Here is a 22792-nt window from a genome sequence, read left to right as displayed (position 1 = left end):
CCGGGCTCGGTTGCGGTCAGACCGGGACATTCAGGGTGGCCGTGTAGCCGCTGGTCACGTCACCGTTCACGGCCGCCAGCTGCAACGAGTAGCCGTCGCTGAAGACCATGTCGCTGTCCAGGGAGGTCTGCTCCAGATTCCGCACGCTCTGCTCGTATCCCTCGGTCGCGTACACCTGCGCGCTCACGTCCTCGGGCAGCGCGAGCTGGGAGGTGCGCAGCTTGCTGCTCGCGGTGGTCGCGGCCTGCAGGCTCTCGTAAACCTCGAAGTGGATGTGCGGCCAGCGGCCGGAGTACGCGGCGGGGTAGATGCTGGTGAACGTGACATTGCCGTCGGCGTCGCTCTCCTGGACGCCGCGCAGGTAGTTCTCCTCGGTGACGCCGTCGGAGTACAGCGAGTACCTGCCCTCGCGGTCGCAGTGCCAGAGGTAGACCGCGGCGCCGGCGAGGGCGGCGGAGGTGCCGTTGTTCACGTTCAGCACCTTGAGCTTGATCGTCAGCGGCACGCCTTCCGCGACGCCGGAGGCCGAGCCGAAGCTCTTGGTCAGGTCGCTGCGCACGATGCCGGACTCGGTGAGCACGTTGACCCCATTGGAGCCGTCGCCGGGGTACGGGCCGGCCGTCTCCTCCGGGATCTCGTCGGTGCTCGTGCTCGCGTTGTTACCGGAGCCGCTGTCGGTGCTGCCCGTGGTCGGCGCGTCGCTCGGGTCGCTCGTGGTGTCCGCCGTGTTGGTGGCGTCCGGGGCGCAGGCGGCGAGCGCGGCGACCAGTCCGGCGCCGCCGAACACCGACAGCGCGCGGCGGCGGCTCAGCAGCGTGGGCAGGTCGTGGGAGAGTCCTCGGTCGTGCTCGTGACTGTGATCGGCGGTCATCGTCGTGCCCTTCTGCGGTCGGCTTGCTGCCAGGATCGCCAGCGCGCCTATGCCGGTGCTGAGAGCAGCATGTCAAGAAGCTGAGCGTTCACTGGGTGGTTCCTGGACACCCGATTGACCGGTCCGGAGTGGTCACTTACCGTGGCCACATGTGTGATCTGAGTCGTGATGAGCAGGGTGAACTGGCCGCACTGCTGGGCGAGCTCCAGGTCGCCCAGGCCAAGCTCGCCGGGACGTATCCCGAGGTGTTCACGCGGGCGTGGGCCGATCACGAGGCGATGCTGTCTGGCCTCGACGACCTGACCCAGACGGCGGAGAAGGTCCGCGCCTGGGTCGAGGCGAAACACCACTCCATGGCGCACTGAGCGCCGGTTATCCACAGCTACGCTCGCGACGCTGTCGCGGATCGCGAGCGTCGCGCTACGCTGCGGCGTAATGAGCGGGGTGGCCGGATCGTCGATGCCGAACGGCCTGGTCCGCGTGGTCGAGCTGCCGCGACCACTGGACGACGCCGCTCAGGTGACCGATCCCGACGGCGTACGACGACTCGCCTCCGTCATCGCCGCGTACCACTCCGCCGCGGCCGGGCCCGCGACGGTGCTGTTCGGCTGGCTCCGCACGCGTACGGGCGGGCCGGTCGAGATCCTCACGGCCGGGCCGTCGCTGCTGCCGCCGGCGAGCCGGGCCGTGCCTGCCAGCGACAAGCAGTTCGCGGAGCTGCCGGCCTGGTCTCGGCTCGTCCCTCGGCACGACGGGCTGCTCGTCGGCGAGTCCGAGCCCGCCGATCCGAACAGGCGCGCGCCGTCGCTCGAGGGTTCGCTGCTGAGCGTGTGGAACGAGCCGTTCGCCCTTGTCACGTTGGCCGAACAGGTCCGGCCAGCCGACGTTCACCGTCTCTTGGAGGAGGTCGGTGACGGGGCCCGGCAGGCGATGACGCGGGCCGAGCAGTCGCCGGTGCGCGCCGTCGAGCACGACCGGCTGAACGCGCGACTCCGGGAGCTGCGCGAGGCCGAGTCGCTCGGGCTGTGGCGCGTCCGGGTGCTGCTCGCGGGCGCCTCCGACGGGGCCGTCCGAGCGCTCGCCGGCCTGGTCGCCGCCTCGATCGACCTCACTGGTCTGCCGTACTCGCTCGCGCCCGACCGGCTGGCGGGCACGTTCGACGAGGTCGCGGCGGCGGACGAGGGCACGTTGGCCGGCTCTCGGCTGGTGGCCGCGCTGACCCGTACGCCGACGGCCGAGGTGCCGGGGATCCGGCTGGCGCTGTCGTCCGACTTCGACATCACCCCGGAGTCGTCGGAGGGTCCCGGGCTGGTCCTCGGCGAGGTGCTCGACCGCGAGCGGCGGCCGGCGGGTGAGCTCGTCCTCCCGTTCGCCAGCCTGAACCGGCACACGTTCGTCTGTGGCGCGACCGGCGCGGGCAAGTCGCAAACCGTGCGTGCGCTGCTGACGGAGGCGACGCGGGCCGGAATCCCTTGGCTGGTTGTCGAACCGGCGAAGGCGGAATACCGCAAGATGGCCGCGCGGCTGCGTGCGGCCTCGCTCGACGAGCCCGTCGTGGTGATCCGGCCGGGCGACCCGTCGGGCGTGCCAGCGGGGATCGATCCGCTGCGTCCACAGCCTGGCTTCGCGTTGCAGACGCACCTGGACCTGGTGCGGGCTCTGTTCCTCGCGGCGTTCGACGCGGACGAGCCGTTCCCGCAGGTGCTGTCGGCGGCGCTGACACGGTCCTACGAGGAGCAGGGCTGGGACGTCGCGCTCGGCGAGCCCGTTCATCCCGACCATGTCCCGCGCTACCCGACGCTCGCCGACCTCGAACGCGCCGCTATGCAGGTGGTCGAGGAGATCGGCTACAGCCGGGAGATCACCGACAACGTGCGGGGGTTCGTCCGCGTACGGCTCGGGTCGCTGCGGATGGGCACGACGGGGCGGTTCCTCGAGGGCGGGCACCAGGTCGACCTGGGCAAGCTGCTGTCGCGGAACGTCGTCCTGGAGATCGAGGACGTCGGCGACGACCGGGACAAGGCGTTCCTGATCGGCGTGGTGTTGATCGCGTTGACCGAGCATCATCGGGCTGCGCAAGGTCGCCTTGACAGTGCGGTCTCGTTGCGCCACCTGACGGTGGTGGAGGAGGCGCACCGGCTGCTGCGTCGTACGGATCGGCCTGGTCCCGCGGCGCAGGCGGTGGAGATGTTCGCGGCGCTGCTGGCGGAGATCCGTGCGTACGGCGAGGGCCTGGTCGTCGCGGAGCAGATCCCGTCGAAGCTGATCCCGGACGTGATCAAGAACACGGCGGTGAAGATCGTGCATCGCCTTCCAGCGTTGGACGATCGCGAGTCGGTCGGCGCGACGATGAACCTGTCGGACAACCAGTCGCGGTACGTCGTGACGTTGGATCCCGGGGTCGCGGCGGCGTTCACCGACGGGATGGACAACCCGCTGCTGGTGCGCGTGCCGGACGGGTCGTCGTCCGAGCTCGGTGCTGTTTCGGTGGGATCGGCTGCCGAGGTCGCCGTTCCACAGTCGGGGCGCTGTGGCGCGGACTACCGGCTGCTCGGGCTGAGCGCGAGCGACCTCGCGTTGGCGCAGCGCTACCTGGACGGGGATCCGCTGCTGCGGCTGTGGGTCGAGCTGAACGTCGTTTCGCATCTCGTCGGGAGGCCTGGGATCCCGGGGTCGCTGCGGTTGCTGAAGGAGCTCGTGGCCTCGTCGGTGTCGTTGGAGGCGGTGGTGGCGGCCGCGGTGGACGACGCGGTGGCGCGGCGGAGCGCGTTCATCCACGACGCGGTGACGCCCGAGCTGCTGGCGGGGCACGTTGCCGAGGTGCTGGTCTCGATGGCGCGAGGTGGTCCGCCGTGCGCGGGCGGGGAGCGTTGGCTGATGGCTCCGGGACGGCCGGACGTCGAGGCGTTCGTCGAGTCGTTGTGGGGCGTCGACCGTTCGATGCCCGGTTGGGACGAGCGGTTGCACGACGCTCTTGCCGAGCTGGCCGCTCCGGCGTGGGTGCTCGACTACTTCGCGGGTGCGGGGCCGTCCGAGCCGACGGGATAGGCTTCTAGATCGTGGATGGACCTATCGCCTTCCAGGGCGAGCCGGGCGCGAACTCGGCGATGGCGTGCTCGGAGATGTATCCGGATCGCGAGCAACTGCCCTGTCGTACGTTCGAGGACGCGCTCGACGCGGTCACGTCCGGCCGTGCGGCACTGGCGATGATCCCGGTGGACAACTCCGTCGCCGGGCGCGTGGCGGACATCCACCACCTGCTGCCGGAGTCCGGGCTGCACATCATCGGCGAGATCTTCCTGCCGATCCACTTCCAGCTCATGGCGGTGGCCGGGGCGTCGCTGGAGTCGATCCGAACCGTACGCAGCCACGTGCACGCGCTCGGGCAGTGCCGCAAGCTCATCCGCGAGCACGGCTGGGTGACGGTGGTGACGGACGACACCGCGGGTGCGGCTCGGGAGGTGTCCGAGCTCGGCGATCCCTCGGTCGCTTCGTTGTCGCCGATCGCGGCCGCTTCGCGTTACGGGCTGGAGATTCTGGCGCGGGACGTGGAGGACGAGCACCACAACACGACGCGGTTCCTCGTCCTGGCGCGGGAGCCCGTCGTGCCGCCGGTAGGGGACGGGAACGCGATCACGTCGTTTGTCTTCCGCGTACGCAACGTGTCGGCAGCCTTGTACAAGGCGCTGGGCGGATTCGCGACGAACAGCGTGAACATGACGAAGCTGGAGAGCTACCAGCTGGGCGGAACGTTCTTCGCGACCCAGTTCTACGCGGACATCGAGGGCCACCCCGAAGAGCCGAAAACCGCGCTGGCGTTGGAAGAACTCGCCTTCTTCTCGGCCGAGTTCCGCATCCTCGGCGTGTACCCGATGCACCCGTTCCGCGCCCAGATCGCCGAGCCCGCCGCCAACCGCGCGAACCCTCCGCACCCCAAGTCCTGACCGTTTACCCGACCTTCGCGCGCCGCTGGTCGAGGTAAGCCCGTTCGGCGGCGTTGTCGCAGGCGGCGATGGCTGTGTCGTACGCCTCGCGCGCCTCGTCGCCTCGGCCTTGTCTTGCCAGCAGCTCCGCGCGGACCGCGGGGAGTCGGTGGCCGGGCATCGCCAGTCCTTCGAGTAGGCGCAGTCCTTCCGCCGGTCCTTCGGCTTCGGCGACAGCTACGGCGCGGTTGAGTCGTACGACCGGCGACTGCGTGAGGGCCTCGAGCTCCTCGTAGTACTCGGCGATGCGTGCCCAGTCGGTGTCGGCGGCCTTCTCGGTGATCGAGTGCTCGGCGGCGATCAGCGCCTGCAGGAGGTACGGCTTCGACGGCGCGCGGCTGGCCAAGGGGGTCAGCAGCGCGAGGGCCTCGGCGATCTCGTTCGGGTGCCAGCGGCCGCGGTCCTGATCGGGCAGGAGGACCAGCTCGCCGTTCTCGACACGGGCGTCGCGGCGGGCGTGCTGCAGGAGCATCAACGCCAGCAGGGCATCGAGGTCCGGCTCCGCTGGCCCGACCTCGCGCAGGACGCGTACGAGCCGGATCACCTCGCCGGCCTCGGCGCCGCGCACGATGTCGGCGCCCGAGCCGGGTGCGTACGCCGCGGTGAACGCGAGGTAGGCGATGTCGGCGACGGCCGCGACCCGTTGCCGGAGTGCCGCGCCGGTGGGGACCTCGAACGCTGCACTGGCGAGGCCCTTTCTCGCCCGGGTGAGGCGGGCGGCCATGGTCGCGGTGGGGACGAGGAACAGCCGCGCGATGTCACTGGTCGGCACGCCAAGCACGAGCCGCAGCGCGAGCGCGGCCGCCGACTCGTGGGCCAGCGAGGGGTGCGCGCACAGGAGGATCAGGCGGAGTCGTTCGTCCCCAGCGCCGACTTCGCCGGGCGCCGAGGCGTCGGCCAGCACGCGCTGGGCCTGCTCGGTGATGCCGGCGTCGACGGCCAGCATGGGCAGGTTCTTCGCGGCGACCACCTCAGCCCTCAGCCGGTCGAGGACGCGGCGGCGGGCGGCGGTGAGCAACCAGGCTTGCGGGTTCTCCGGCGTGCCGTCTTTCGGCCATGTACGGGCGGCGGCCTCGAACGCGTCAGCCAGGCAGTCCTCGGCCAGGTCGAGCCGCCGGAACCGCGCGACGAGCAGCGCGAGCAGGCGGCCCCACTCGTCGCGCAGGACGGTCTCGAGTGGGGTCACTCGTCCGGAACCCCGACGTCGAGGCACTCGCGGACCTCGAGGTCGTACTCGCGGGGCAACAGCGCGGCGACCTCCAGCGCGGTGGCGAGGTCGGGGAGCTCGACGAGGTACATGCCGCCGAGCTGCTCGACGGTCTCCGCGTACGGACCCTCGGTGATCTGCCGGCCCGCACCTTGGTCGGCCCGCAGCGTCCTCGCCTCCTTGGGGTGCGCCAGCGCCTCCCCACCCCGGAACCGACCCCGCTCCCGTACGGCCTTGGTGAACGCGCGGAAGTCCGCGAACACCCGCTCCCGCAACGCCTCGTCCGCCGCATCCCACCTGGCGAAGTGCTCTTCTTCCACCATCAAGATCAAGAACCGGGGCATCGTCCCACCACTTCTTCCGAGGTCGAGCTCAACTCTGTCAGCTCGATGACTCGGACGGACCACCGAAATCGACAGGCGGCCGGAGCTATTTCGGCGGCCGGATGCAAGGCCTACCGAGATCGAACGGCGCACAGACGGCCAACCCATTGTTGGCCGATCGGTTGCGCCCGGAGGAGGATGCAGAGCTCCGCCTCAGGAGGCCGCGACTTCCCGATGTTGATCGCCGCATCGGGCCGAACGCCATCAAGGAGGCGTCGCCCGATGGCGGTCATCGTCGCGCCGTCACCCATCGAGATCGATCTACGGCGTGGCAGGAAGTTGTCTCCACGATCCACCCGCAGGTGACGACAGGCCGAGGCACGACCGACCGCCCGGGCAGTCCGAGGCGTCCCCCGTTCGACAGCCCTCCTCAACCAGGACGGCCTCTGTGTCTGTAGGTCTTGACGACGGGCTCGTTCGCGCTCATACTCCTAACGACGTTAGGGAGACCGATGAGAGATAGGCGAGCCGAACGGCGAGAGGCGACGCGGGCGGAGATCGTCGCGGCGGCCTGGGAGGTCGTGGGCGAGAACGGCATCGGCGCGCTGTCACTGCGCGACGTCGCCGAACGCGTCGGCATGCGCCCGCCCTCGCTGTACGAGTACTTCGACTCCAAGAACGCCATCTACGACGCCCTCTTCGCCGACGGGCAACGGATGCTGTACGACGCTCTCACCGAGGACAAGGACCTCGACCCGCTCGAACAAATGCGCGCAAGAACGCACGACTTCATCGACTTCTGCGTCCAGAACCCGGCCAGGACCCAGCTGCTCTTCGTACGCACGATCCCGGGCTTCGAGCCGTCGCCGGAGTCCTACGCGCTGGCCGTCCGAACCCTCACCGCCGTGAACGAGGCCTTCGCCGACCTCGGCGTCGACGACCCCTCGGCCGTCGACCTCTACACCGCGATGATCAGCGGCCTCGTCAACCAGCAGCTCGCCAACGAGCCCGGGGGAAAGCGCTGGGTCGTGCTCGCCGACGAGATGCTCGACATGTTGCTCGACCACCTACGCAAGACCGGAAGGCTGACCGAGGGGGAACCATGACCACCACCACCCAGGCAAGCGCCATTCCCAAGCTCACCAAGAACGAGGCGATGGCGCTCGCCTCGACTGAGTACGACCTGTTCACCACCCTGCTGCACAGCCTCAGCGGCGCCGACTGGCAGAGCCCGACGGTGTGCACCAAGTGGAACGTGCGCCAGGTCGCGTTGCACGTACTCGGCGCGGCCGAGGGCAACGCGTCGGTCCGCGAGATGGTCCACCAGCAACTCGCCGGCACCAAGCTGTTCAAGCAGCGCGGGTACGACCACCTCGTCCACGGCGTGAACGACATCCAGGTGACCGAACGGCAGGACCTGACGGCAGCCGAGCTGATCACACGCTGGGACCGCATCGTCCCGAAAGCCTTGGCAGGAAGGCGAAACTTCCCACCATTCCTGCGCGGCCTCAAGGTCGACTTCGTCCCGCCTCTCGGAAAGCGTTCGATGGCGTACGTGATGGACCTGGTCTACACGCGCGACGTCTGGATGCACCGCATCGACGTCAGCCGCGCGCTCGGACGCGAGCCCGTTCTCACCGCCGAGCACGACGGCCGGCTGATCGCGGACATGGTGTTGGACTGGGCGACGACGCACGGACACGCGTTCGACCTCGAGCTGACCGGTCCCGCGGGCGGGCATTTCGCGCAAGGCGACAACGGACAAACGTTGCGCATCGACGCGATCGAGTGGATCTGGATCAACTCCGGCCGCGGTCAGGGCAGTGGACTGCTGACGTACGCGCTTCCGTTGTAATCGGCACCAAGTGTCCACCCCAGGTCGGTTGACGCGGGTATGCGCCCGCACAAGGCTCGAAGGCGACTTGTCCGCTTGAGGATGGAGGTCCTCAATGCTCGGTCGCACCCTTCGAATCCTGTCCGCCGCCGCGCTGATCCTCGCGACATCACTGGCCGCGGTCGTCACCGTCGCGGGACCAGCCGCGGCGGACGGTTGCTACACGTGGAACCGCAACCTCAGCCAGGGCGCCAACGGCGACGACGTACGCCAGCTCCAGATCCGCATCTCCGGCTACCCCGGGAACGGCGCCGTTCTCGGACTGGACGGCGACTTCGGGCCGGCGACCAAGGCCGCGTTGGTCCGTTTCCAGCAGGCGTACGGGCTCGGCGCCGACGGCGTGGCCGGCCCCGCTACGTACACCAAGCTCTACCAACTCCAGGACGACGACTGCACGCCAGTCAACTTCAGCTATGCCGAACTCAACCGCTGCAACTCCACCTGGGCGGGCGGCAACGTGTCCGCCGCGCAGGCCAAGGCGAACGCCCTGGTCAGCATGTGGAAACTGCAAGCGATGCGGCACGCGCTCGGCGACCAGCCGATCCGCGTGACGAGCGGTTTCCGCAGCGTGGCCTGCAACAACGCGGCGGGCGGATCGGCGACCAGCCGGCACCTGTACGGCGACGCGGTGGACCTCGGCGCCGGACCGCACACGCTCTGCCGGATGGCGCAGCAGGCGCGCAACCACGGCTTCCGCGAGATCCTCGGTCCGGGGTACCCGGGCCACTCCGACCACACCCACGTCGCGCACAAGTCCAGCCGGTTCTGGTCCGCCAGCCAGTGCGGGATCTGAACGTACCCTCATCACCTCCCTAAGGGAGTGCTAAGAAACCCCGCTGCCCATTGAACGTCTCCTCGGTGTCCCGAAAGCTCATAACAGCAAGGGAAAACCGATCAAGGAGGCGAACCACATGGCTCTCTTCACCGACCTGACCGCCGCGATCAGCGGCGGGAAGGGCTCGTCCACCCGGACGCGTACCCGCACCGGCAAGAGCGGGAAGTCCGGCGGGTCGAAGTCGCAGACCCGCACCCGGACGGGAAAGAGCTCCTGACCGATGTCGGACCAGCTTCGGAGCCGGCGGGCACTGTCCCGCCGGCTCCGGCGGTTTCTCACCGTCTCCGAGACCACCGACGGGGTGGTGGCCGCCGCGCCGGTCGTGCCGATCCGAGCGATGTTCCGGCGGTTCTGGCCGTACGTGCGACCCGATCTGCCCGTCCTCCTGCTCAGCCTCGTCTTCGTCGTTCTGACGCCGCTCGCCGCCGCGGCTTCGATCTGGATCTTCAAGCACATCATCGACTCGGCCATCGTTCCGGGGCGGCCGTCGGCTCTGTGGCCGCTGGCTGCCGCGCTCGTCGCGATCACTCTGGCCGGTGGCGTCGTGTCGTACGCGTCGAGCTCGATCTCGGCCTGGATGGCCGAACGGTTCCTGCTCCGCTTGCGTGGCGGCGTTTTCGACCACCTCCTCGGGCTGTCGCCGTCGTTCTTCGAGCGTCATCGCGCCGGTGACGTGGTCTCGCGGCTGACCGGGGACATCGGGGCGATCGAGTCGCTCGTGCTCAGCGGGGTGACGCGGACGATCTCGTACGCGGCGCGCATCGCCATCTTCGCCACGCTCGCGTTCATGCTGCGGTGGGAGCTCGCGTTGTTGGCGTTCGTCGTCGCTCCCCTGTTCTGGCTGGTGGCGCGGCACTTCTCGCGGCAGATCAAGAAGGCGTCGCGGGAGAAGCGCCGCCGTTCGGGAGGGGTGAGCGCCGTCGCGGAGGAGACGCTCGCTCACATGCCGTTGGTCCAGGCGTACGGGCAGGAACGTGCGGAGTCCTCGCGGCTGCACGCCGAGGGGTTGGCGCGGCTGTCTGCGGGGCTGGCCTCGAACCGGATGTCCTCTCTCTACACGCCTGCTGTCGAGCTGGTCGAGATGGTGGGTGGGTTGCTCGTGCTGGGGCTCGGGGTGTGGGAGCTTTCCCAAGGCCGGTTGACGGTCGGCGGGTTGCTCGCTTTCGTCGCGTACCTCACTCAGCTGTATGGGCCTATCCGTGGAGCCTCGCGGCTCGCGACGACGGTGTACAGCGCTTCGGCTTCCGCGGAGCGGTTGCTCGAGGTGCTCGACAGCCGTCCCGCGGTGGTGTCTTCGCCTGGTGCGCTCGCTGCGCCGCGGTCGCGTGGGGCGGTGGGTTTCGACTCCGTGTCGTTCTCCTACGAGGGTTCTTCGCGGCCGGCGCTCGATCGGCTGTCGTTGCAGATCGCGCCGGGCGAGGTGGTGGCGGTGATGGGACAGAACGGTGCGGGCAAGTCCACGTTGACGAAGCTGCTGATGCGGTGGAACGACCCGTCTGCTGGGGCCGTTCGCCTTGATGGCGTGGACATTCGGTCGTATGAGCTGGCATCGCTGCGGTCGCAGTTCGCGGTGGTGTTGCAGGAGACGATGCTGTTCGATCGTTCTGTCGCGGACAACATCTTGTACGGCGTGCCTGGCGCGTCGCGCGGTGCCGTGCTCGCTGCCGCGCAGGCGGCGGCGGTGACGGACTTCGCGTTCGACCTGCCCTCGGGATTCGACTCCAGTGTCGGGCAGCGCGGGCGGCGGTTGTCCGGTGGGCAGCGGCAGCGAGTCGCGATCGCGCGGGCGTTGATCCGGCAGGCGCCGGTGCTGATCCTCGACGAGCCGACGGCGAGCCTCGACGCTTCGACGACGCGGAAGGTCGTGGAACCCCTGCGGCGGTTGATGAATGGTCGTACGACGCTGCTCATCACGCACGATCGCGAGCTGATGGGGTACGCGGATCGGGTGGTGACGTTGGACGGTGGGCGGGTCGTGTCCGACTCGCGGGTGCGGGGGTTGGCGTCATGAGCGGTCGGGTGCTGCCGCGTGGGTACGAGGCCGTGCGGCTGCTGAGCCGGAACTACGACTACGACGTGCGGCTGGTGCGTTCGGTCGCACGGGACTGCTTGTGTGTCGCGAAGTCGGTCCGCGCGTTTCGCCTTGTGGATAACGCCGTTGTCGGTCGCCTTGTGTCTGAGGGCGCGCTACTGTCGGGTCTATCGCACCCGCATCTGGTGCGTGCGTACGAGACGGTCTCGAGCCCGCGGCCCACGGTGATCCTGGAGGTGCTGCCGGGCGAGGTGCTGAGCCGGCTCGTGCAGCGGCGTTCGCATGGGTTGTCGGTGGTCGATCTGGCCCGGCTGGGCAGCCAGCTGTGCTCTGCCCTGACGTACCTGCATGGACGCAACGTGCTCCACCTCGACCTCAAGCCGTCCAACCTGATCGTGTCGGGCGGTCTGCTCAAGGTGCTCGACCTCGGCCTCGCCCAGCCGCCCGGCCCGTACGCGGCCGGCGCGGGAACGCCCGAGTACCTGGCACCCGAGCAGGCCCTGGGGTCGCCGGTCAGCGCAGCAACCGACGTCTGGTCCCTGGGCGGTGTCCTCTACCGAGCAGCGACCCGCCGTCGTCCATTCCCGGAAGCGAAGGAGGATGACTTTCCCCAACTACGCAGAAGAGTCGCGCCCCTCGGCCGGCGCTTGCCAGCTCCGCTACGAGACCTGATCCTGGCCTGCCTGACGCCGCTTACGTCGTCCCGGCCGACGGTGTCCGAGGCGGCTAACGTCCTCCGGTCGTACCTGCCCTAGCCTCGTGGTCGCCTTACCCGGCCAGCTGCCCCCTTACCTGGCGTCCACCCCACGTAAAGCGGCCAATGATCATGTAAACATGATCCTTGGCCCCAGGGCCGGGGCCGGACCGGACGAACCTACCGCCGGACGAAAGATCGAGGCTAGCCAGAGCGTCCAGCTCGACAGCGATCCTGGCGCGTCCCCGACTAGGCCTCGGGCCGGAGCGGAGCGCCCAGCTCGACGGTGATCCTGGCGCCGCCGCTCTGGTCGCCGTTGCCGATCACCAGGCCGCCGCCGGAGGACTCCGCGGTCCGGCGGGCGATGTCGAGGCCGAGCCCGGTCGAACCGACGTCGCTCGCGCCCCGGCTGAGCGCCGCGGCCTCGTCGCGGAAGCCCGGGCCCTCGTCGCTCACCAGGAGCAGCGCGCCGCCGGACGGGCGGGGCCGGAGCTCGACGGCGAGCGCGGTTCCCTCGGGCGTGTGGGCGAACACGTTGCCCAGCAGCGCATCGAGGCAGGCCGCGAGGTCGTCGGCGCCGACGGCAACCGGCGTGGGCGTGTCGGGGAGCTGACTGGTGACCGTACGGCGTTCCTCGTCGGCGAGCGCCCGCCAGAACTCGACGCGCTCGCGGACCACCTCGGTGGCGTCGCTCGCGTCGCCGCCCTTGGTACCGCGGCGCGCGTCGATGATCACCTGGTCGACGGCGCGTTCGAGGGCGATCACGTCGCGGGTGAGACGTTCGGCCTCGGCGTGGTCGTTGAGCGCTTCGGCGTCGATGCGAAGGACAGTGAGCGGCGTACGGACGCGGTGGGACAGGTCGGCGACGGACTCGCGTTCGCGCGCGAGCAGGTCGCGGATGCGGCCGGCGAGCGCGTTGAGGGTCGTGCCGACCTCGTTCAGCTCCCGGATGGGCGCGGGCTTGGCCTGTGCGTCGAGGTCACCCTCACCGAGCCGGCGGGCGACGTCGTCGAGGTGTTGGATCGACCGTACGGCCGACGCGCCGAGCCGGTCGGCGACGACCAGGCTCAGCGCGAGCAGGCACGCGCCGAGGCCGCCGAGGATCAGCCACGCGCGAGCGACGCCGGCGCGGAGGTCCTGGTCGGAGACGAACGTACGGATGACCGCCGTACCGCCGGGCAGGCCGACCGCGGCGATCAGCACCTCGCGTCCGCCCGGCGCCTCGACCGTGATGCTGCTGCCGCGGCTGGCGAGCTCGACGGCGTCGTTGCGTTCGGCGGGTACGCCGAGGACGGTGCCGTCGGCGAGGAAGACCGTCAACGGCACCTTGCGGTTGTCGTCCTCGCGCATGAGGTCGAGTGTGCTGGTGAGCGTGGCGCGGTCGAGGGTCGCGACCAGCGGGACGACGGTCTCGGCCTCGCGGGTCGCGGCGCCGATGGCCCGGTCGGCGGCGACGTTGCCGAGCAGCAGGCCGAGCGGGATGAGGAACGCGAGGAGGACGAGCGTGGTCGTCGCGGCGACCAGGAGCGCGAGCCGGGACCTCACGACGCGTCCGGCGCGGTGAGTTTGACGCCGAATCCCCTTACCGTGTGGAGGAAACGCGGCTCGTTCGCGGTCTCGCCGAGCTTGCGGCGGAGCCAGGAGAGGTGGACGTCGACGGTCTTGTCGGCGCCGCCGTACGGCTGGCGCCAGACCTCGATGAGCAGGTCCTGCTTGGAGACGACGGTTCCGGCGTTCTCGGCGAGGTAGAGGAGGAGCTCGAACTCCTTCGGGGTGAGGTCGAGTTTCTTGTCGTTGAGCTTGGCCTCGCGGCCGCGGGGGTCGACCTGGAGGTCGCCGATGACGATCGGGCCAGCGGGCGCGTCCTCGGCCGTACGCCTCAGGACGGCGCGGATCCGGGCATCGAGCTGGCCGGCGCCGAACGGCTTGACGAGGTAGTCGTCCGCGCCGGCGTCGAGGAGGCGGACGATCTCCCGTTCGTCGTCCCTTGCGGTGGCGATGATCACGGGGATGTCGGTGACGCCGCGGAGCATGTCGAGCACCTTCGCGCCGTCGATGTCGGGCAGGCCGAGGTCGAGAACGACGAGATCGGGCTGGTCCCGTACGACGCTGCTGAGCGCGGCGGCCCCGTGCGGAACGGAGGCGACGACGTGGCCCTTGGCGGTGAGGGCGCGGGTCAGGGAGATCCGGATGGCCGGATCGTCCTCGACGAGGAGCACAGTGACCACGACGTTCACGCTACCGAGCCGCGCCCTAAGGGGACGTTAAGCCGGCGGGTCGGCGGTTTAGCGCGGCGTTAACCGGTGGGTTGGCATGCTGGTGAACGTGTGGAAGCGCGGAATCCTGCTGGGCGTGCTGGGCTGGCTCGCGGTCGCCGCCGGAGCGGTGACGGTGGGCGTGCTGGCCGTGACGTTGGTGGGCTCGGGCCTGACGTCCGGCTCCAGCCAACCGCTGTCGAGCGACGGAGTGTCCCGGGCCCTGGGCGCCACGTCGCCCTCCCCGTCCCCGACCGCCACGTTCTCGCCGACTCCCACACCTACGCCCGCCAAGACCCCGTCATCCCCCACGAAGCCCTTCACCTCACCCGGCGGCACAGCCTACGCCCAGTGCACGTCGGGCCAGGCGTACCTGACGTCCTGGTCGCCCCATCCCGGCTTTGAGACCGACGAGGTGGAGAGAGGCCCCGACTCCCGCGTGTCCGTCCGCTTCGAAGCCGACGACACCAAGATCCGCCTCATCATTCGCTGCTCCGGCAACACCCCACAGGCGTCCACCGAGACCGACATAGACGACTAACCGTTTGCCCGCATCTGGAACACTGAGCCGTGCAAGGAGGGCTCGCATAGTGGCCTAGTGCGGTGGTCTTGAAAACCACTACCGAGGGACCTCTCTCGGTCAAGGGTTCGAATCCCTTGCCCTCCGCTAGCAGAGGCTCCCACTCAACTGGGGCTTGCGACGAGTTCGCTCTGCCGTGAGCAGACAGGTATCGACTGCCGTAAGCGTGGTGCGTGAGGCTCACTAGATGCCTATTGGCCGCCGTGATCGCAGTGACGGGCTGGGTCGCGATTTCCGGATGCTCTGGGCGGCCAACGCCGCGAGTCTCGCGGGAACTGCCGTGACCGGTATCGCGCTGCCGATGATCGCGATCTATGACCTGCACGCTTCGCCGTTGGAGATCGGGTTGCTGACGACGATGACGTGGCTTCCGCAACTGGCGCTGGGCCTGCCGGCCGGTGTGCTGGTCGACCGGATACGACGCCGGCCCTTGCTGGTGGCCGCGGACGTGGGTCGGGCACTGATCTTGGCGGCCGTTCCGCTCGTTGCGGCTCTCGGCGTTCTGCACTTGTGGACGCTGTACGTCGTGGCGGCGGCGACTGGCGTTCTGACGATGCTGTTCGGTCTCGGCTGGACTGCCTACCTGCCGTTCCTGATCGACCGGGACCGGCTGGTCGACGGCAACAGCAAACTCGAGGCCACCAACACCGTGATCGGCATCGCAGGACCAGGGCTAGGCGGGCTCCTCGTTCAGCTGATGAGCGCAGCGCTCGCGTTAGTGGCAGATGCCGCCAGCTACCTTCTCTCCGCGGCGTGCCTCGCAGCGATCCGAGCCAAGGAGCCCAACCCACCGCGCCAGCGAAGGATCCATCTGTTCCGGGAACTCGGCGAGGGGGCCAGGTTCCTCACCCAGCACCCCCTCGCCGCCGCATTCGTCGCCTTCTTCGCCTTCGGCGCACTGGTCATGGCCGCACACCAGACCCTGCTCGTGCTCTTCCTCGTCCGCACAGTGGGCCTCCCACCCGGAGCTGTCGGTGGACTCCTCGCCGTCGGAGGTGCGGGCGGGTTCCTCGGTGCGCTGCTCGCACCACGGCTCAGCCAGCGCCTGGGCCCCGCCCGCACGCTGCGTCTGGCGGTGACGATCAGCTTCCCCCTTGGGCTGCTCATCCCGTTGACCCAGCCGGGCTGGGGCCTGACCGCTTACATCGTCGGAGCGGCCGTGCTCGGGGCCGGCCTCACCGTGACCAACATCATCCCGTTCAGTTTTCTCCTTTCGATCTGCCCGGCCGAACTCCTTGGACGCGTCGCATCGGTCGCGCGGACATTGCAGTACGCCGGCAGTGTTCTCGGCGGGATTCTCGGCGGGACGCTCGCCAGCTGGCTCGGAGTCAGATCCACCATGTGGATCACCATGGTCGCCCTCCTACCCCTCGCGATCCTCATCGCGGCCTCGCCGCTGCACCACCTCCGCGACCTACCGAGCAGCCGTCGGACCGCTGCATGACCTCGCGCACGATCTTGGGCGCCGCTGACGTGCTTGCAAGACTTCGAGCAACCGATGGTTGCGCATTCTCGAAAGTCGCCCTACAGTTATCCGCAACCAAAGGTTGCGAGAGCGGTCGGGAGCGAACGATGGAGTACGGCAGCGTCGAACGGGAGCTTCACGTCGAGGCCAGTCCCGAGGTGGTGTACGAGGTCATCAGCACGCCTGAGCATCTGCGGGAGTGGTGGCCGGACGAGGCGGACCTCGAGCCCGTTCCCGGCGCCACGGGGACGGTCTCGTTCGGCGACACGAAGGTCGTGGCGGTCACCGTGATCGAGGCCGATCCGCCGCGGCGGTTCGCGTTCCGCTGGACGCACGACGAGAACGAGGTCGCGACGGCGCACAACTCGCTGTTGGTGACGTTCGACCTCGTCCCCTCCGGCACGGGCACGACGCTGCGCTTCAGCGAGACCGGGTACCGCGAGAAGGGCTGGCAGGGGGCCGAGCTCAAGGAGAGGTACACCGACCACGCAAGCGCCTGGGACCGCTTCCTCCCCCGCCTCGGGGCGTACCTCACCCAGCTGGCCGCCACGCCATGAGCGACGCCATCGACGACGACCTCTGGTCCGCGGTCGGCGATCCGACCCGGCGCCGGATGCTCGACCTGCTGCTCGCCGATGGCGGCGGTACGGCGACCACGCTGAGCGACAAGCTGCCCGTCACGAGACAGGCGGTCGCCAAGCACCTCGGCGTACTCGACCGGGTCGGGCTCGTGCACGGCACGCCGTCCGGACGCGAACGCCGCTACGACGTCGACGAAACGCAGCTCGCCCGCGCTGTCGCGCAGCTGTCGGCGGTCGGCTCCACCTGGAACAACCGCCTGCACCGCATCAAGCGGATGGCCGAAGCGATCCAGCGCCACCGGCAGTCCTAGACCCCACAAGACAACCGAACGCCGCCACTTTCGTTGCGGCGTTGACGAAACGCGTCCGAAAGGAAGATCGACATGTCCGCAACGATGAGCGCCGAGAAGATCGCCGAGATCATGGCGAGGCCGTACGCCCAGCAACTGCTGGAGTCCCAGATCCCCGCGCGGATCGCGTACACCGGACTCGACGGGGCGCCGCGGGTCGTACCGGTCGGGTACGAGTGGGACGGCACCCACCTCACATTCGCCTCCGTCATGGGCTCGGCCAAGAACGAGGCGCTGCGCGCGAACCCGCAGGTCGCGATCACCATCGACACCGAGGACTACCCGCCGAAGACGCTGCTGCTCCGCGGCACCGCCGAGGTGGAGATCGTCGACGGGGTGCCCGACGTCTACGTCCGGGCCTCGACCCGGCGACTGCCCGAGGATCAGCACCAGCCCTGGGAGGAGAACGTGCGCGCGCTGTTCGACCAGATGGCGGTGGTCACGATCACGCTGACCTGGGCTCGGCTGATCGACTTCGAGACCACCCTCCCCAAGGCCGTCGAGGACCTCGCCCGCGCCCGCCGTGAAGGGGTCAGCGGTTGATCCACCGTTGCATGTGCTCGGGGTAGCGGTCGCCCTGGTAGTCGACCTGGTCGGAGGCTTGGGTGAGCTCGGCGAGCTCCCCAGCGGCGAGGCGGACCTCAGCGGCCGCGAGGTTCTCCTCGAGTCGGGGGAGCTTCGTGGTGCCGGGGATGGGCACGATCGACGGGTGCTGGGCGAGCAGCCAGGCGAGGGCGAGCTGGGCGTTGGTCGCGTTCGTCCGGGCGGCGATGGCTGACAGTCGATCGACGATGGCCTGGTTGTCGGTGCGGGCCTGCTCGGTGAAGCGCGGCAGGTTGTTGCGTACGTCGTTGTCGCTGAACGTCGTGGTGCTGCTGATCGCGCCGGTGAGGAATCCCTTGCCCAGTGGGCTGAACGGCACGAAGCCGATGCCCAGCTCGATCAGCGTGGGCAGGATCTGGGCTTCGGGCTCACGCCACCACAGGGAGTACTCGCTCTGCAGTGCGGCGACCGGCTGGACGGCGTGGGCGCGGCGGATGACGTCGACGCCGGCCTCGGACAGCCCGAAGTGTCCGACCTTCCCGTCGGCGATCAGTTCCTTCACCGCACCAGCGACCTCTTCGATCGGCACGTCGGGGTCGACGCGGTGTTGGTAGAGCAGGTCGATGCGCTCCACGCCGAGCCTGCGAAGGGAGTCCTCGACGGTGGCCCTGAGGTGCTCCGGCTTGCTGTTCAAGCCAGTGGAGCGGGCACCGTCGTACCCGAAGCCGAACTTGGTCGCGATGACGACCTGGTCGCGGACCGGCGCCAGCGCTCGTCCGACGAGCTGCTCGTTGGTGAACGGCCCGTAGACCTGCGCGGTGTCGAAGAACGTGACGCCGCGGTCGACGGCAGCGCGAATGAGCGCGACACCGTCCCGGTCATCCACCGCGGCGCCGTACCCGTGGCTGAGTCCCATGCAGCCGAAGCCGAGCGCGGAAACGTTCAGTCCGCCGAGAGTGCGAGTGTCCACTGCGTTTCTCCTTGCGAGGTTGAGTCAGTCCACGCGACGGCCGCCGAGCCAGGTGACCATGGCGGGGTCGCGGTGGTCGAAGAACAGGCTCGAGCCGGTGTCGAGGGCGGCGATCCGGGCAAGCTCGTCGGCGGTGAGGTCGAAGTCGAAGACGTCGAGGTTCTCGGCCATCCGGTCGGGTCGGACGGACTTCGGGATGACCGCGACGTCGCGCTGGATCAGCCAGCGCAGGACGACCTGGGCGACGGACTTGCCGTGGGCCTTCCCGATCTCCGTCAGCGTGGGGTTGGTGAACAGGTCGTTCCGACCCTCGGCGAACGGTCCCCACGATTCGATCTGCACGCCGTGCTCGCGCATGAGCTGCTGGTCAGCGGCACGCTGGAAGAACGGGTGCGTCTCGACCTGGTTGACCGCCGGCACGACGTCGTTGTGCGTGATGAGGTCGACGAGCCGGTCGGGATGGAAGTTGGACACTCCGATCGCCCTGATCAAGCCCTCGCCGTACAGCTCCTGCATCGCGTGCCAGGAGCTGTAATAGTCGCCGAGCGGCTGGTGGATGAGGTACAGATCGAGGTAGTCCAAGCCGAGGTTCCGCAGTGACTTGTCGAACTCGCGCTTGGCGGTGTCCACGCCGGTGTGCTGGATCCACAGCTTGGTGGTGACGAACAGCTCGTCGCGCGGGATGCCGCTGCTGGCGATCGCGCGGCCGACGGCTTCCTCGTTGCCGTACGAGGCGGCGGTGTCGATCGACCGGTAGCCGGCGGCGAGCGCGTCGGTGACGACCTGCTCGGTCTGCTCGTCGGGCACCTGGAAGACGCCGAAGCCGAGGATCGGCATCCGCACACCGTTGTTGAGCGTCAGGTTCATGCGACCAGTGCACCGCGGATCCGGCCGCCCGGGGAGTCACGCTCGTTCCAGGTACTGCCAGGGCCCCTCACGTCCGCGCCCGTCCGCCTACCGTGGGGGCATGGCCACCATCGACCTGCGCGCGGAGATTCGCGAGTTCCTCAGCTCGCGGCGTGCCCGCATCACCCCTGATCAGGCGGGCCTCCCCGCGTACGGCGGGAACCGCCGCGTCCAGGGGCTGCGGCGCGAGGAGGTCGCCCTGCTCGCCGGGGTGTCGGTCGACTACTACGTACGGATGGAACGCGGCAGCCTCGCCGGCGCCTCCGACAGCGTGCTCGATGCGCTGGCGTCCGCGCTGCAGCTGGACGAGGCCGAGCGCGACCACCTGTTCGCCCTGGCGCGACAGTCCGGCGGCCCAAGCCGGCGCCGTACGGCCACGGCGACTGTCCGCCCGGCGCTCCAGCAGGTGGTCGACGCGATCGGCGACGCACCCGCCTGGATCCGCAACGGCCGGCACGACATCCTCGCGATGAACCCGCTCGCCCGGGCGCTCTACGCACCTGTCCTCGCCGACCCGCGGCGCCCTGCCAACACCACGCGCTTCATCTACCTCGATCCGGCCGCGCCGGAGTTCTTCGTGGACTACGACAAGGTCGCGAAGGACGCCGCCGCGATGCTGCGTCTCGAGGCCGGGCGCAACCCGCACGACAAGGCGCTCATCGAGCTGGTCGGCGAGCTGTCGACACAGAGCACCTTGTTCCGCGAACGGTGGGCATCGCAGGACGTACGTTTCCACCGCAGCGGGCACAAGCGGCTGCGCCATCCGGTGGTCGGGGAGCTGTCCCTCGACTTCGAGGCGATGGAGCTCCCGTCGGCGCCCGGCCTCCAGCTGAACGTCTACACAGCGCCGGCCGGCAGCCCCGCCGCCGACGCCCTGAAGCTGCTCGCCTCCTGGGCTGCGTCCCAGGACCAGCTCGCTACCGAGGACGTCTCGTCATGACTCCGGAACAGACCCCTGCGCAGCGGCTGGTCGGCGACTTCGCCCCGAAGCTGGCCGAGCTGACCGACGACGTGCTGTTCGGTGACGTCTGGGCCCGCTCCGAGCTCAGCCCCCGCGACCGCAGCCTCGTCACATGCGCGGCCCTCGTCACCAACGGGAGTACCGAACAGCTGCGCAGCCACCTCGTCCTCGGCAAGCGGAACGGACTCACCGAGACCGAGCTCAAAGAGGCGATCATCCACCTCGCCTTCTACGCCGGCTGGCCCCGCGCCATGTCCGCGATGCTCGTCGCCAAGGAAGTCTTCGCCGCCGATTCCCGCTGACTGTCGGTCGGTCGCGGTGCCCTCCGCCTAGCTGAAACGGGGGGAACGATGACAGCTGCGAGTACCGGTCTTGTCAGGGTGGCCGCCGCGTGTGTGGCCTTGGCCCTCGCTGCGATCGGCTGCGGCGGCCCTTCGGTGGAACTCGTCGTACCCAACCCCGACAACAGGGCCGACTCCGCCATCCCCAGCACCAAGGGCCTGCCGTACTCGTTCGGCGACTACATGCAGTGCATCTCGGCCGACGGGTCGATCGAGATCACCGAAGTTCTCGCCGAAGGCTCCGTCGGGCGGCTCGAGATCTCCGAGTTCGCCACCCGGCCCAACCACGCCCTCAAGGGCGGGGGAGCGGCTGACCGAGTTCGCCTTCCAGGTCGAACGGCAATCCGACGAGACCGCGTCCTTCCAGAGCCTGATCCTGCGCTACACCTCCGGCGATGACCGGGGCGAGGTGAAGCTCGACTACGGCCTGACCCTGTGCGCCGCCGACGACACAGAGACGCAGGCCTGCGCCGGCTTGTGAGGCCGACTAACGTCTGCGGCGTGCGGCGCTAGGCGTTGGCTACGCTTCCAGGCGTGGTCGGCGACTTGGGGTTTCCTCTGCTCCTGCTGCGGCGAGCGGCACGATGGCCTGCCGTTCAGCTATGGCGCGCCGGCGCCGGACTACTGGGAGGAGCGCCTCGAAGGCAGTACGGACAGCGTTCTCGGGGCGGAGCAGTGTGTGATCGGTGGCGAGCACTTCTTCGTTCGCGGTCGCCTCGTTCTGAACGTTCGCGACGCCGACCAGCCGTTCGACTGGGGTGTCTGGGTTTCGCTCAGCCAGGCCAACTTCCACCGGGCAGCGGACCTGTGGCATGACCCCGAGCGCGTGAACGAGCCGCCCTACTTCGGCTGGCTGTCCACGACCCTCCCGTTCTACGAGCCCACCACGCTCAACCTGGCGACGAACGTGCACACCCAGCCGGTCGGAAGCCGCCCCACGGTTGAGCTCCAACCCACTGACCACCCCCTGTCCGTCGAGCAGCGCGAGGGGATCACGGTCGCGCGGGTCCAGGAATTCGCCGAGCGGCTGCTGCACCCGGACGGCTAGCCGAACCAGACGAGCGACTGGCCGTGCGAGCGGCCCCAGGCGAGTGGGGTGCCGTCGAGGGCGAGCAGGTTGTGGAGCGCCTCGTTCGGCGGGTCGGGGAGGTTGTCGTACGGGAGGACGTCGGCGGCCTCGTTCGCGATCCAGTGGCAGTCGAGGTCGCGTACGACGTCGGCGAACGCGCGGCGGCGGTCCGGCGGGACCTGATACAGCACCGAGGTGTGGAACACCACCAGCGTCGCGTCGGACGGGGCCTCGGCGGCGAGGGCGGGCAGGTCGTCGACCAGGTCGCCGCGGACCAGCCTGGGCGGATCGGCTGCCGCGACCTTGGCGGCGGCAACGAAGCGGGCGCGGCGGTGGGTGTGCTCGGGCCAGATGAGCGCCTCGAGCCAGGCGACGTCGTCGGCCGAGGTCACGTCGAGCGGGTTGAGGTCGAGGCCGCCGCGCCAGACGACCTTGGGCAGTGTGGTCGGCGGAACGAGCCCCGAGGCGTCGCACTCGAGGACCGGCGTCCCCGTGCCGACGACGTGGTCGCCGTAGCGGTAGCCGTACTGGTCCGGGTACAGGCAGAGGCCGGCACTCGCGCCGACCTCGAGCAGCGCGAGCGGCTGCGGCAATTTGGCGAGGACCGGCAGCAGCGCGGTGCAGCGGCCGGCCTCGTTCGTCTGCGTCGCCCGTACGCGCATCTCGCCGGAGACCGTCGGCCAGTGCGTGACCGCGTAGTCGACGAAGGCATCTGGTTCGTCGACCGGGCCACGGAGGAACCGGACGACGCCGTACAGCAGATTCGGCTGCCGCTTGCCCTCGGGGAGCGTCTCGAGCAGGGCGAGCAGCTCGTCGGATTGAGCGACGGCGAGAGACAGCCGTTCGTACGTGGGCGAGACGCCGCGCGCCTCCTGAGCGGCGAACGTGGCGTACAGCTCCGCAGTCGTCACCCCGCCGACCTTAGCCCGGCC

24 protein-coding genes, 1 tRNA gene and 1 pseudogene are annotated in these 22792 nt (G+C 69.4%); 18 read left to right on the top strand and 8 right to left on the bottom strand.

The window, feature by feature from the left end; translation table 11 throughout:
* Nucleotides 1-16: 16 nt before the first annotated feature.
* Nucleotides 17-871 carry an intradiol ring-cleavage dioxygenase gene (locus JOD67_RS06500; RefSeq protein ID WP_205116217.1) on the bottom strand — a complete coding sequence of 285 codons (855 nt, stop codon included), beginning with the start codon at nucleotides 869-871 and terminating at the stop codon, nucleotides 17-19.
* Between the two features lie 149 nt (nucleotides 872-1020).
* Between JOD67_RS06500 and JOD67_RS06495 the strand changes: the two genes are divergently transcribed.
* The 3 genes from JOD67_RS06495 (at nucleotide 1021) to JOD67_RS06485 (ending at nucleotide 4815) form a co-directional block, all read left to right on the top strand.
* Nucleotides 1021-1236: a hypothetical protein gene (locus JOD67_RS06495; protein WP_205116215.1), complete on the top strand. Its 216-nt coding sequence runs from the start codon at nucleotides 1021-1023 to the stop codon at nucleotides 1234-1236.
* A 70-nt stretch (nucleotides 1237-1306) separates the two neighbouring features.
* Nucleotides 1307-3919 carry an ATP-binding protein gene (locus JOD67_RS06490; protein ID WP_205116213.1) on the top strand — a complete coding sequence of 871 codons (2613 nt, stop codon included), beginning with the start codon at nucleotides 1307-1309 and terminating at the stop codon, nucleotides 3917-3919.
* An 11-nt stretch (nucleotides 3920-3930) separates the two neighbouring features.
* The gene (locus tag JOD67_RS06485; RefSeq protein WP_205116212.1) at nucleotides 3931-4815 is read left to right on the top strand and encodes a prephenate dehydratase; all 885 of its coding nucleotides are present in this window, start codon (nucleotides 3931-3933) and stop codon (nucleotides 4813-4815) included.
* A 4-nt stretch (nucleotides 4816-4819) separates the two neighbouring features.
* Here the strand turns inward: JOD67_RS06485 and JOD67_RS06480 are convergent, their stop codons facing one another.
* The gene (locus JOD67_RS06480) at nucleotides 4820-6040 is read right to left on the bottom strand and encodes an RNA polymerase sigma factor (RefSeq protein WP_205116211.1); all 1221 of its coding nucleotides are present in this window, start codon (nucleotides 6038-6040) and stop codon (nucleotides 4820-4822) included.
* Complete coding sequence (locus tag JOD67_RS06475; RefSeq protein ID WP_205116210.1) at nucleotides 6037-6405, bottom strand: YciI family protein; 369 nt, start codon at nucleotides 6403-6405, stop codon at nucleotides 6037-6039. The genes JOD67_RS06480 and JOD67_RS06475 overlap by 4 nt, the downstream gene beginning before the upstream one ends.
* Nucleotides 6406-6896: 491 nt before the next feature.
* Between JOD67_RS06475 and JOD67_RS06470 the strand changes: the two genes are divergently transcribed.
* The 6 genes from JOD67_RS06470 (at nucleotide 6897) to JOD67_RS06445 (ending at nucleotide 11900) form a co-directional block, all read left to right on the top strand.
* Nucleotides 6897-7490 (top strand): TetR/AcrR family transcriptional regulator, encoded by a 594-nt coding sequence (locus JOD67_RS06470; RefSeq protein WP_205116209.1) that lies wholly within the window; start codon nucleotides 6897-6899, stop codon nucleotides 7488-7490.
* Nucleotides 7487-8239 carry a maleylpyruvate isomerase family mycothiol-dependent enzyme gene (locus JOD67_RS06465; protein ID WP_205116208.1) on the top strand — a complete coding sequence of 251 codons (753 nt, stop codon included), beginning with the start codon at nucleotides 7487-7489 and terminating at the stop codon, nucleotides 8237-8239. Before JOD67_RS06470 ends, JOD67_RS06465 begins: the two co-directional genes overlap by 4 nt.
* 94 nt (nucleotides 8240-8333) lie before the next feature.
* Nucleotides 8334-9071 carry a D-Ala-D-Ala carboxypeptidase family metallohydrolase gene (locus tag JOD67_RS06460; RefSeq protein WP_205116207.1) on the top strand — a complete coding sequence of 246 codons (738 nt, stop codon included), beginning with the start codon at nucleotides 8334-8336 and terminating at the stop codon, nucleotides 9069-9071.
* A 118-nt stretch (nucleotides 9072-9189) separates the two neighbouring features.
* Complete coding sequence (locus JOD67_RS06455; protein WP_205116205.1) at nucleotides 9190-9330, top strand: hypothetical protein; 141 nt, start codon at nucleotides 9190-9192, stop codon at nucleotides 9328-9330.
* A gap of 3 nt (nucleotides 9331-9333) precedes the next feature.
* On the top strand, nucleotides 9334-11124 hold the full coding sequence (locus JOD67_RS06450; RefSeq protein WP_205116204.1) for an ABC transporter ATP-binding protein: 1791 nt from the start codon (nucleotides 9334-9336) through the stop codon (nucleotides 11122-11124).
* Nucleotides 11121-11900, top strand: a complete 780-nt coding sequence (locus JOD67_RS06445) for a serine/threonine-protein kinase (protein WP_205116203.1) — start codon at nucleotides 11121-11123, stop codon at nucleotides 11898-11900. The genes JOD67_RS06450 and JOD67_RS06445 overlap by 4 nt, the downstream gene beginning before the upstream one ends.
* Nucleotides 11901-12088: 188 nt before the next feature.
* Here the strand turns inward: JOD67_RS06445 and JOD67_RS06440 are convergent, their stop codons facing one another.
* Together JOD67_RS06440 and JOD67_RS41740 are read right to left on the bottom strand one after the other, a co-directional pair.
* Entirely contained in the window at nucleotides 12089-13384 is a 1296-nt protein-coding gene (locus JOD67_RS06440; protein ID WP_205116202.1) for a HAMP domain-containing sensor histidine kinase, read from the bottom strand.
* The gene (locus JOD67_RS41740; RefSeq protein ID WP_205116201.1) at nucleotides 13381-14067 is read right to left on the bottom strand and encodes a response regulator transcription factor; all 687 of its coding nucleotides are present in this window, start codon (nucleotides 14065-14067) and stop codon (nucleotides 13381-13383) included. The genes JOD67_RS06440 and JOD67_RS41740 overlap by 4 nt, the downstream gene beginning before the upstream one ends.
* A gap of 97 nt (nucleotides 14068-14164) precedes the next feature.
* Between JOD67_RS41740 and JOD67_RS06430 the strand changes: the two genes are divergently transcribed.
* The 6 genes from JOD67_RS06430 to JOD67_RS06405 all read left to right on the top strand — a co-directional run bounded on the left by JOD67_RS06430 (nucleotide 14165) and on the right by JOD67_RS06405 (nucleotide 17613).
* A complete protein-coding gene (locus JOD67_RS06430; protein ID WP_205116200.1) occupies nucleotides 14165-14635 on the top strand; it encodes a hypothetical protein in 471 nt (156 codons plus the stop codon).
* Between the two features lie 35 nt (nucleotides 14636-14670).
* Nucleotides 14671-14761 (top strand) — tRNA-Ser (locus JOD67_RS06425).
* 151 nt (nucleotides 14762-14912) lie between these two features.
* Entirely contained in the window at nucleotides 14913-16118 is a 1206-nt protein-coding gene (locus tag JOD67_RS06420) for an MFS transporter (protein ID WP_205116198.1), read from the top strand.
* A 128-nt stretch (nucleotides 16119-16246) separates the two neighbouring features.
* Nucleotides 16247-16696, top strand: a complete 450-nt coding sequence (locus tag JOD67_RS06415) for an SRPBCC domain-containing protein (protein WP_205116196.1) — start codon at nucleotides 16247-16249, stop codon at nucleotides 16694-16696.
* Nucleotides 16693-17031 carry an ArsR/SmtB family transcription factor gene (locus JOD67_RS06410; RefSeq protein WP_205116194.1) on the top strand — a complete coding sequence of 113 codons (339 nt, stop codon included), beginning with the start codon at nucleotides 16693-16695 and terminating at the stop codon, nucleotides 17029-17031. The genes JOD67_RS06415 and JOD67_RS06410 overlap by 4 nt, the downstream gene beginning before the upstream one ends.
* A 72-nt stretch (nucleotides 17032-17103) precedes the next feature.
* Nucleotides 17104-17613 (top strand): pyridoxamine 5'-phosphate oxidase family protein, encoded by a 510-nt coding sequence (locus JOD67_RS06405; RefSeq protein ID WP_239553745.1) that lies wholly within the window; start codon nucleotides 17104-17106, stop codon nucleotides 17611-17613.
* On the opposite strand, the gene JOD67_RS06400 is transcribed toward JOD67_RS06405, so the two are convergent.
* Both JOD67_RS06400 and JOD67_RS06395 read right to left on the bottom strand, forming a co-directional pair.
* Nucleotides 17603-18583 carry an aldo/keto reductase gene (locus JOD67_RS06400; RefSeq protein WP_205116192.1) on the bottom strand — a complete coding sequence of 327 codons (981 nt, stop codon included), beginning with the start codon at nucleotides 18581-18583 and terminating at the stop codon, nucleotides 17603-17605. The genes JOD67_RS06405 and JOD67_RS06400 overlap by 11 nt on opposite strands.
* Nucleotides 18584-18607: 24 nt before the next feature.
* A complete protein-coding gene (locus JOD67_RS06395) occupies nucleotides 18608-19450 on the bottom strand; it encodes an aldo/keto reductase (RefSeq protein WP_205116191.1) in 843 nt (280 codons plus the stop codon).
* A 100-nt stretch (nucleotides 19451-19550) separates the two neighbouring features.
* Between JOD67_RS06395 and JOD67_RS06390 the strand changes: the two genes are divergently transcribed.
* The 3 genes and pseudogenes from JOD67_RS06390 to JOD67_RS06380 form a co-directional block, all read left to right on the top strand.
* Nucleotides 19551-20429: a helix-turn-helix transcriptional regulator gene (locus JOD67_RS06390; protein ID WP_239553744.1), complete on the top strand. Its 879-nt coding sequence runs from the start codon at nucleotides 19551-19553 to the stop codon at nucleotides 20427-20429.
* Nucleotides 20426-20752: a carboxymuconolactone decarboxylase family protein gene (locus JOD67_RS06385; RefSeq protein ID WP_205116189.1), complete on the top strand. Its 327-nt coding sequence runs from the start codon at nucleotides 20426-20428 to the stop codon at nucleotides 20750-20752. The genes JOD67_RS06390 and JOD67_RS06385 overlap by 4 nt, the downstream gene beginning before the upstream one ends.
* 610 nt (nucleotides 20753-21362) lie before the next feature.
* Nucleotides 21363-21839: pseudogene (locus tag JOD67_RS06380) on the top strand (DUF2199 domain-containing protein); the annotation flags it as partial.
* Here the strand turns inward: JOD67_RS06380 and JOD67_RS06375 are convergent.
* A complete protein-coding gene (locus tag JOD67_RS06375; protein ID WP_205116187.1) occupies nucleotides 21836-22771 on the bottom strand; it encodes a DUF2332 domain-containing protein in 936 nt (311 codons plus the stop codon). The pseudogene JOD67_RS06380 and the gene JOD67_RS06375 overlap by 4 nt on opposite strands.
* Between the last annotated feature and the right edge of the window lie 21 nt (nucleotides 22772-22792).

It is taken from the genome of Tenggerimyces flavus (genome assembly GCF_016907715.1).
GTDB classification, from domain to species: Bacteria; Actinomycetota; Actinomycetes; order Propionibacteriales; family Actinopolymorphaceae; genus Tenggerimyces; species Tenggerimyces flavus.
Note: the sequence above shows the minus strand (reverse complement) of the source record. Positions and strands in the feature narration are given on the sequence as shown.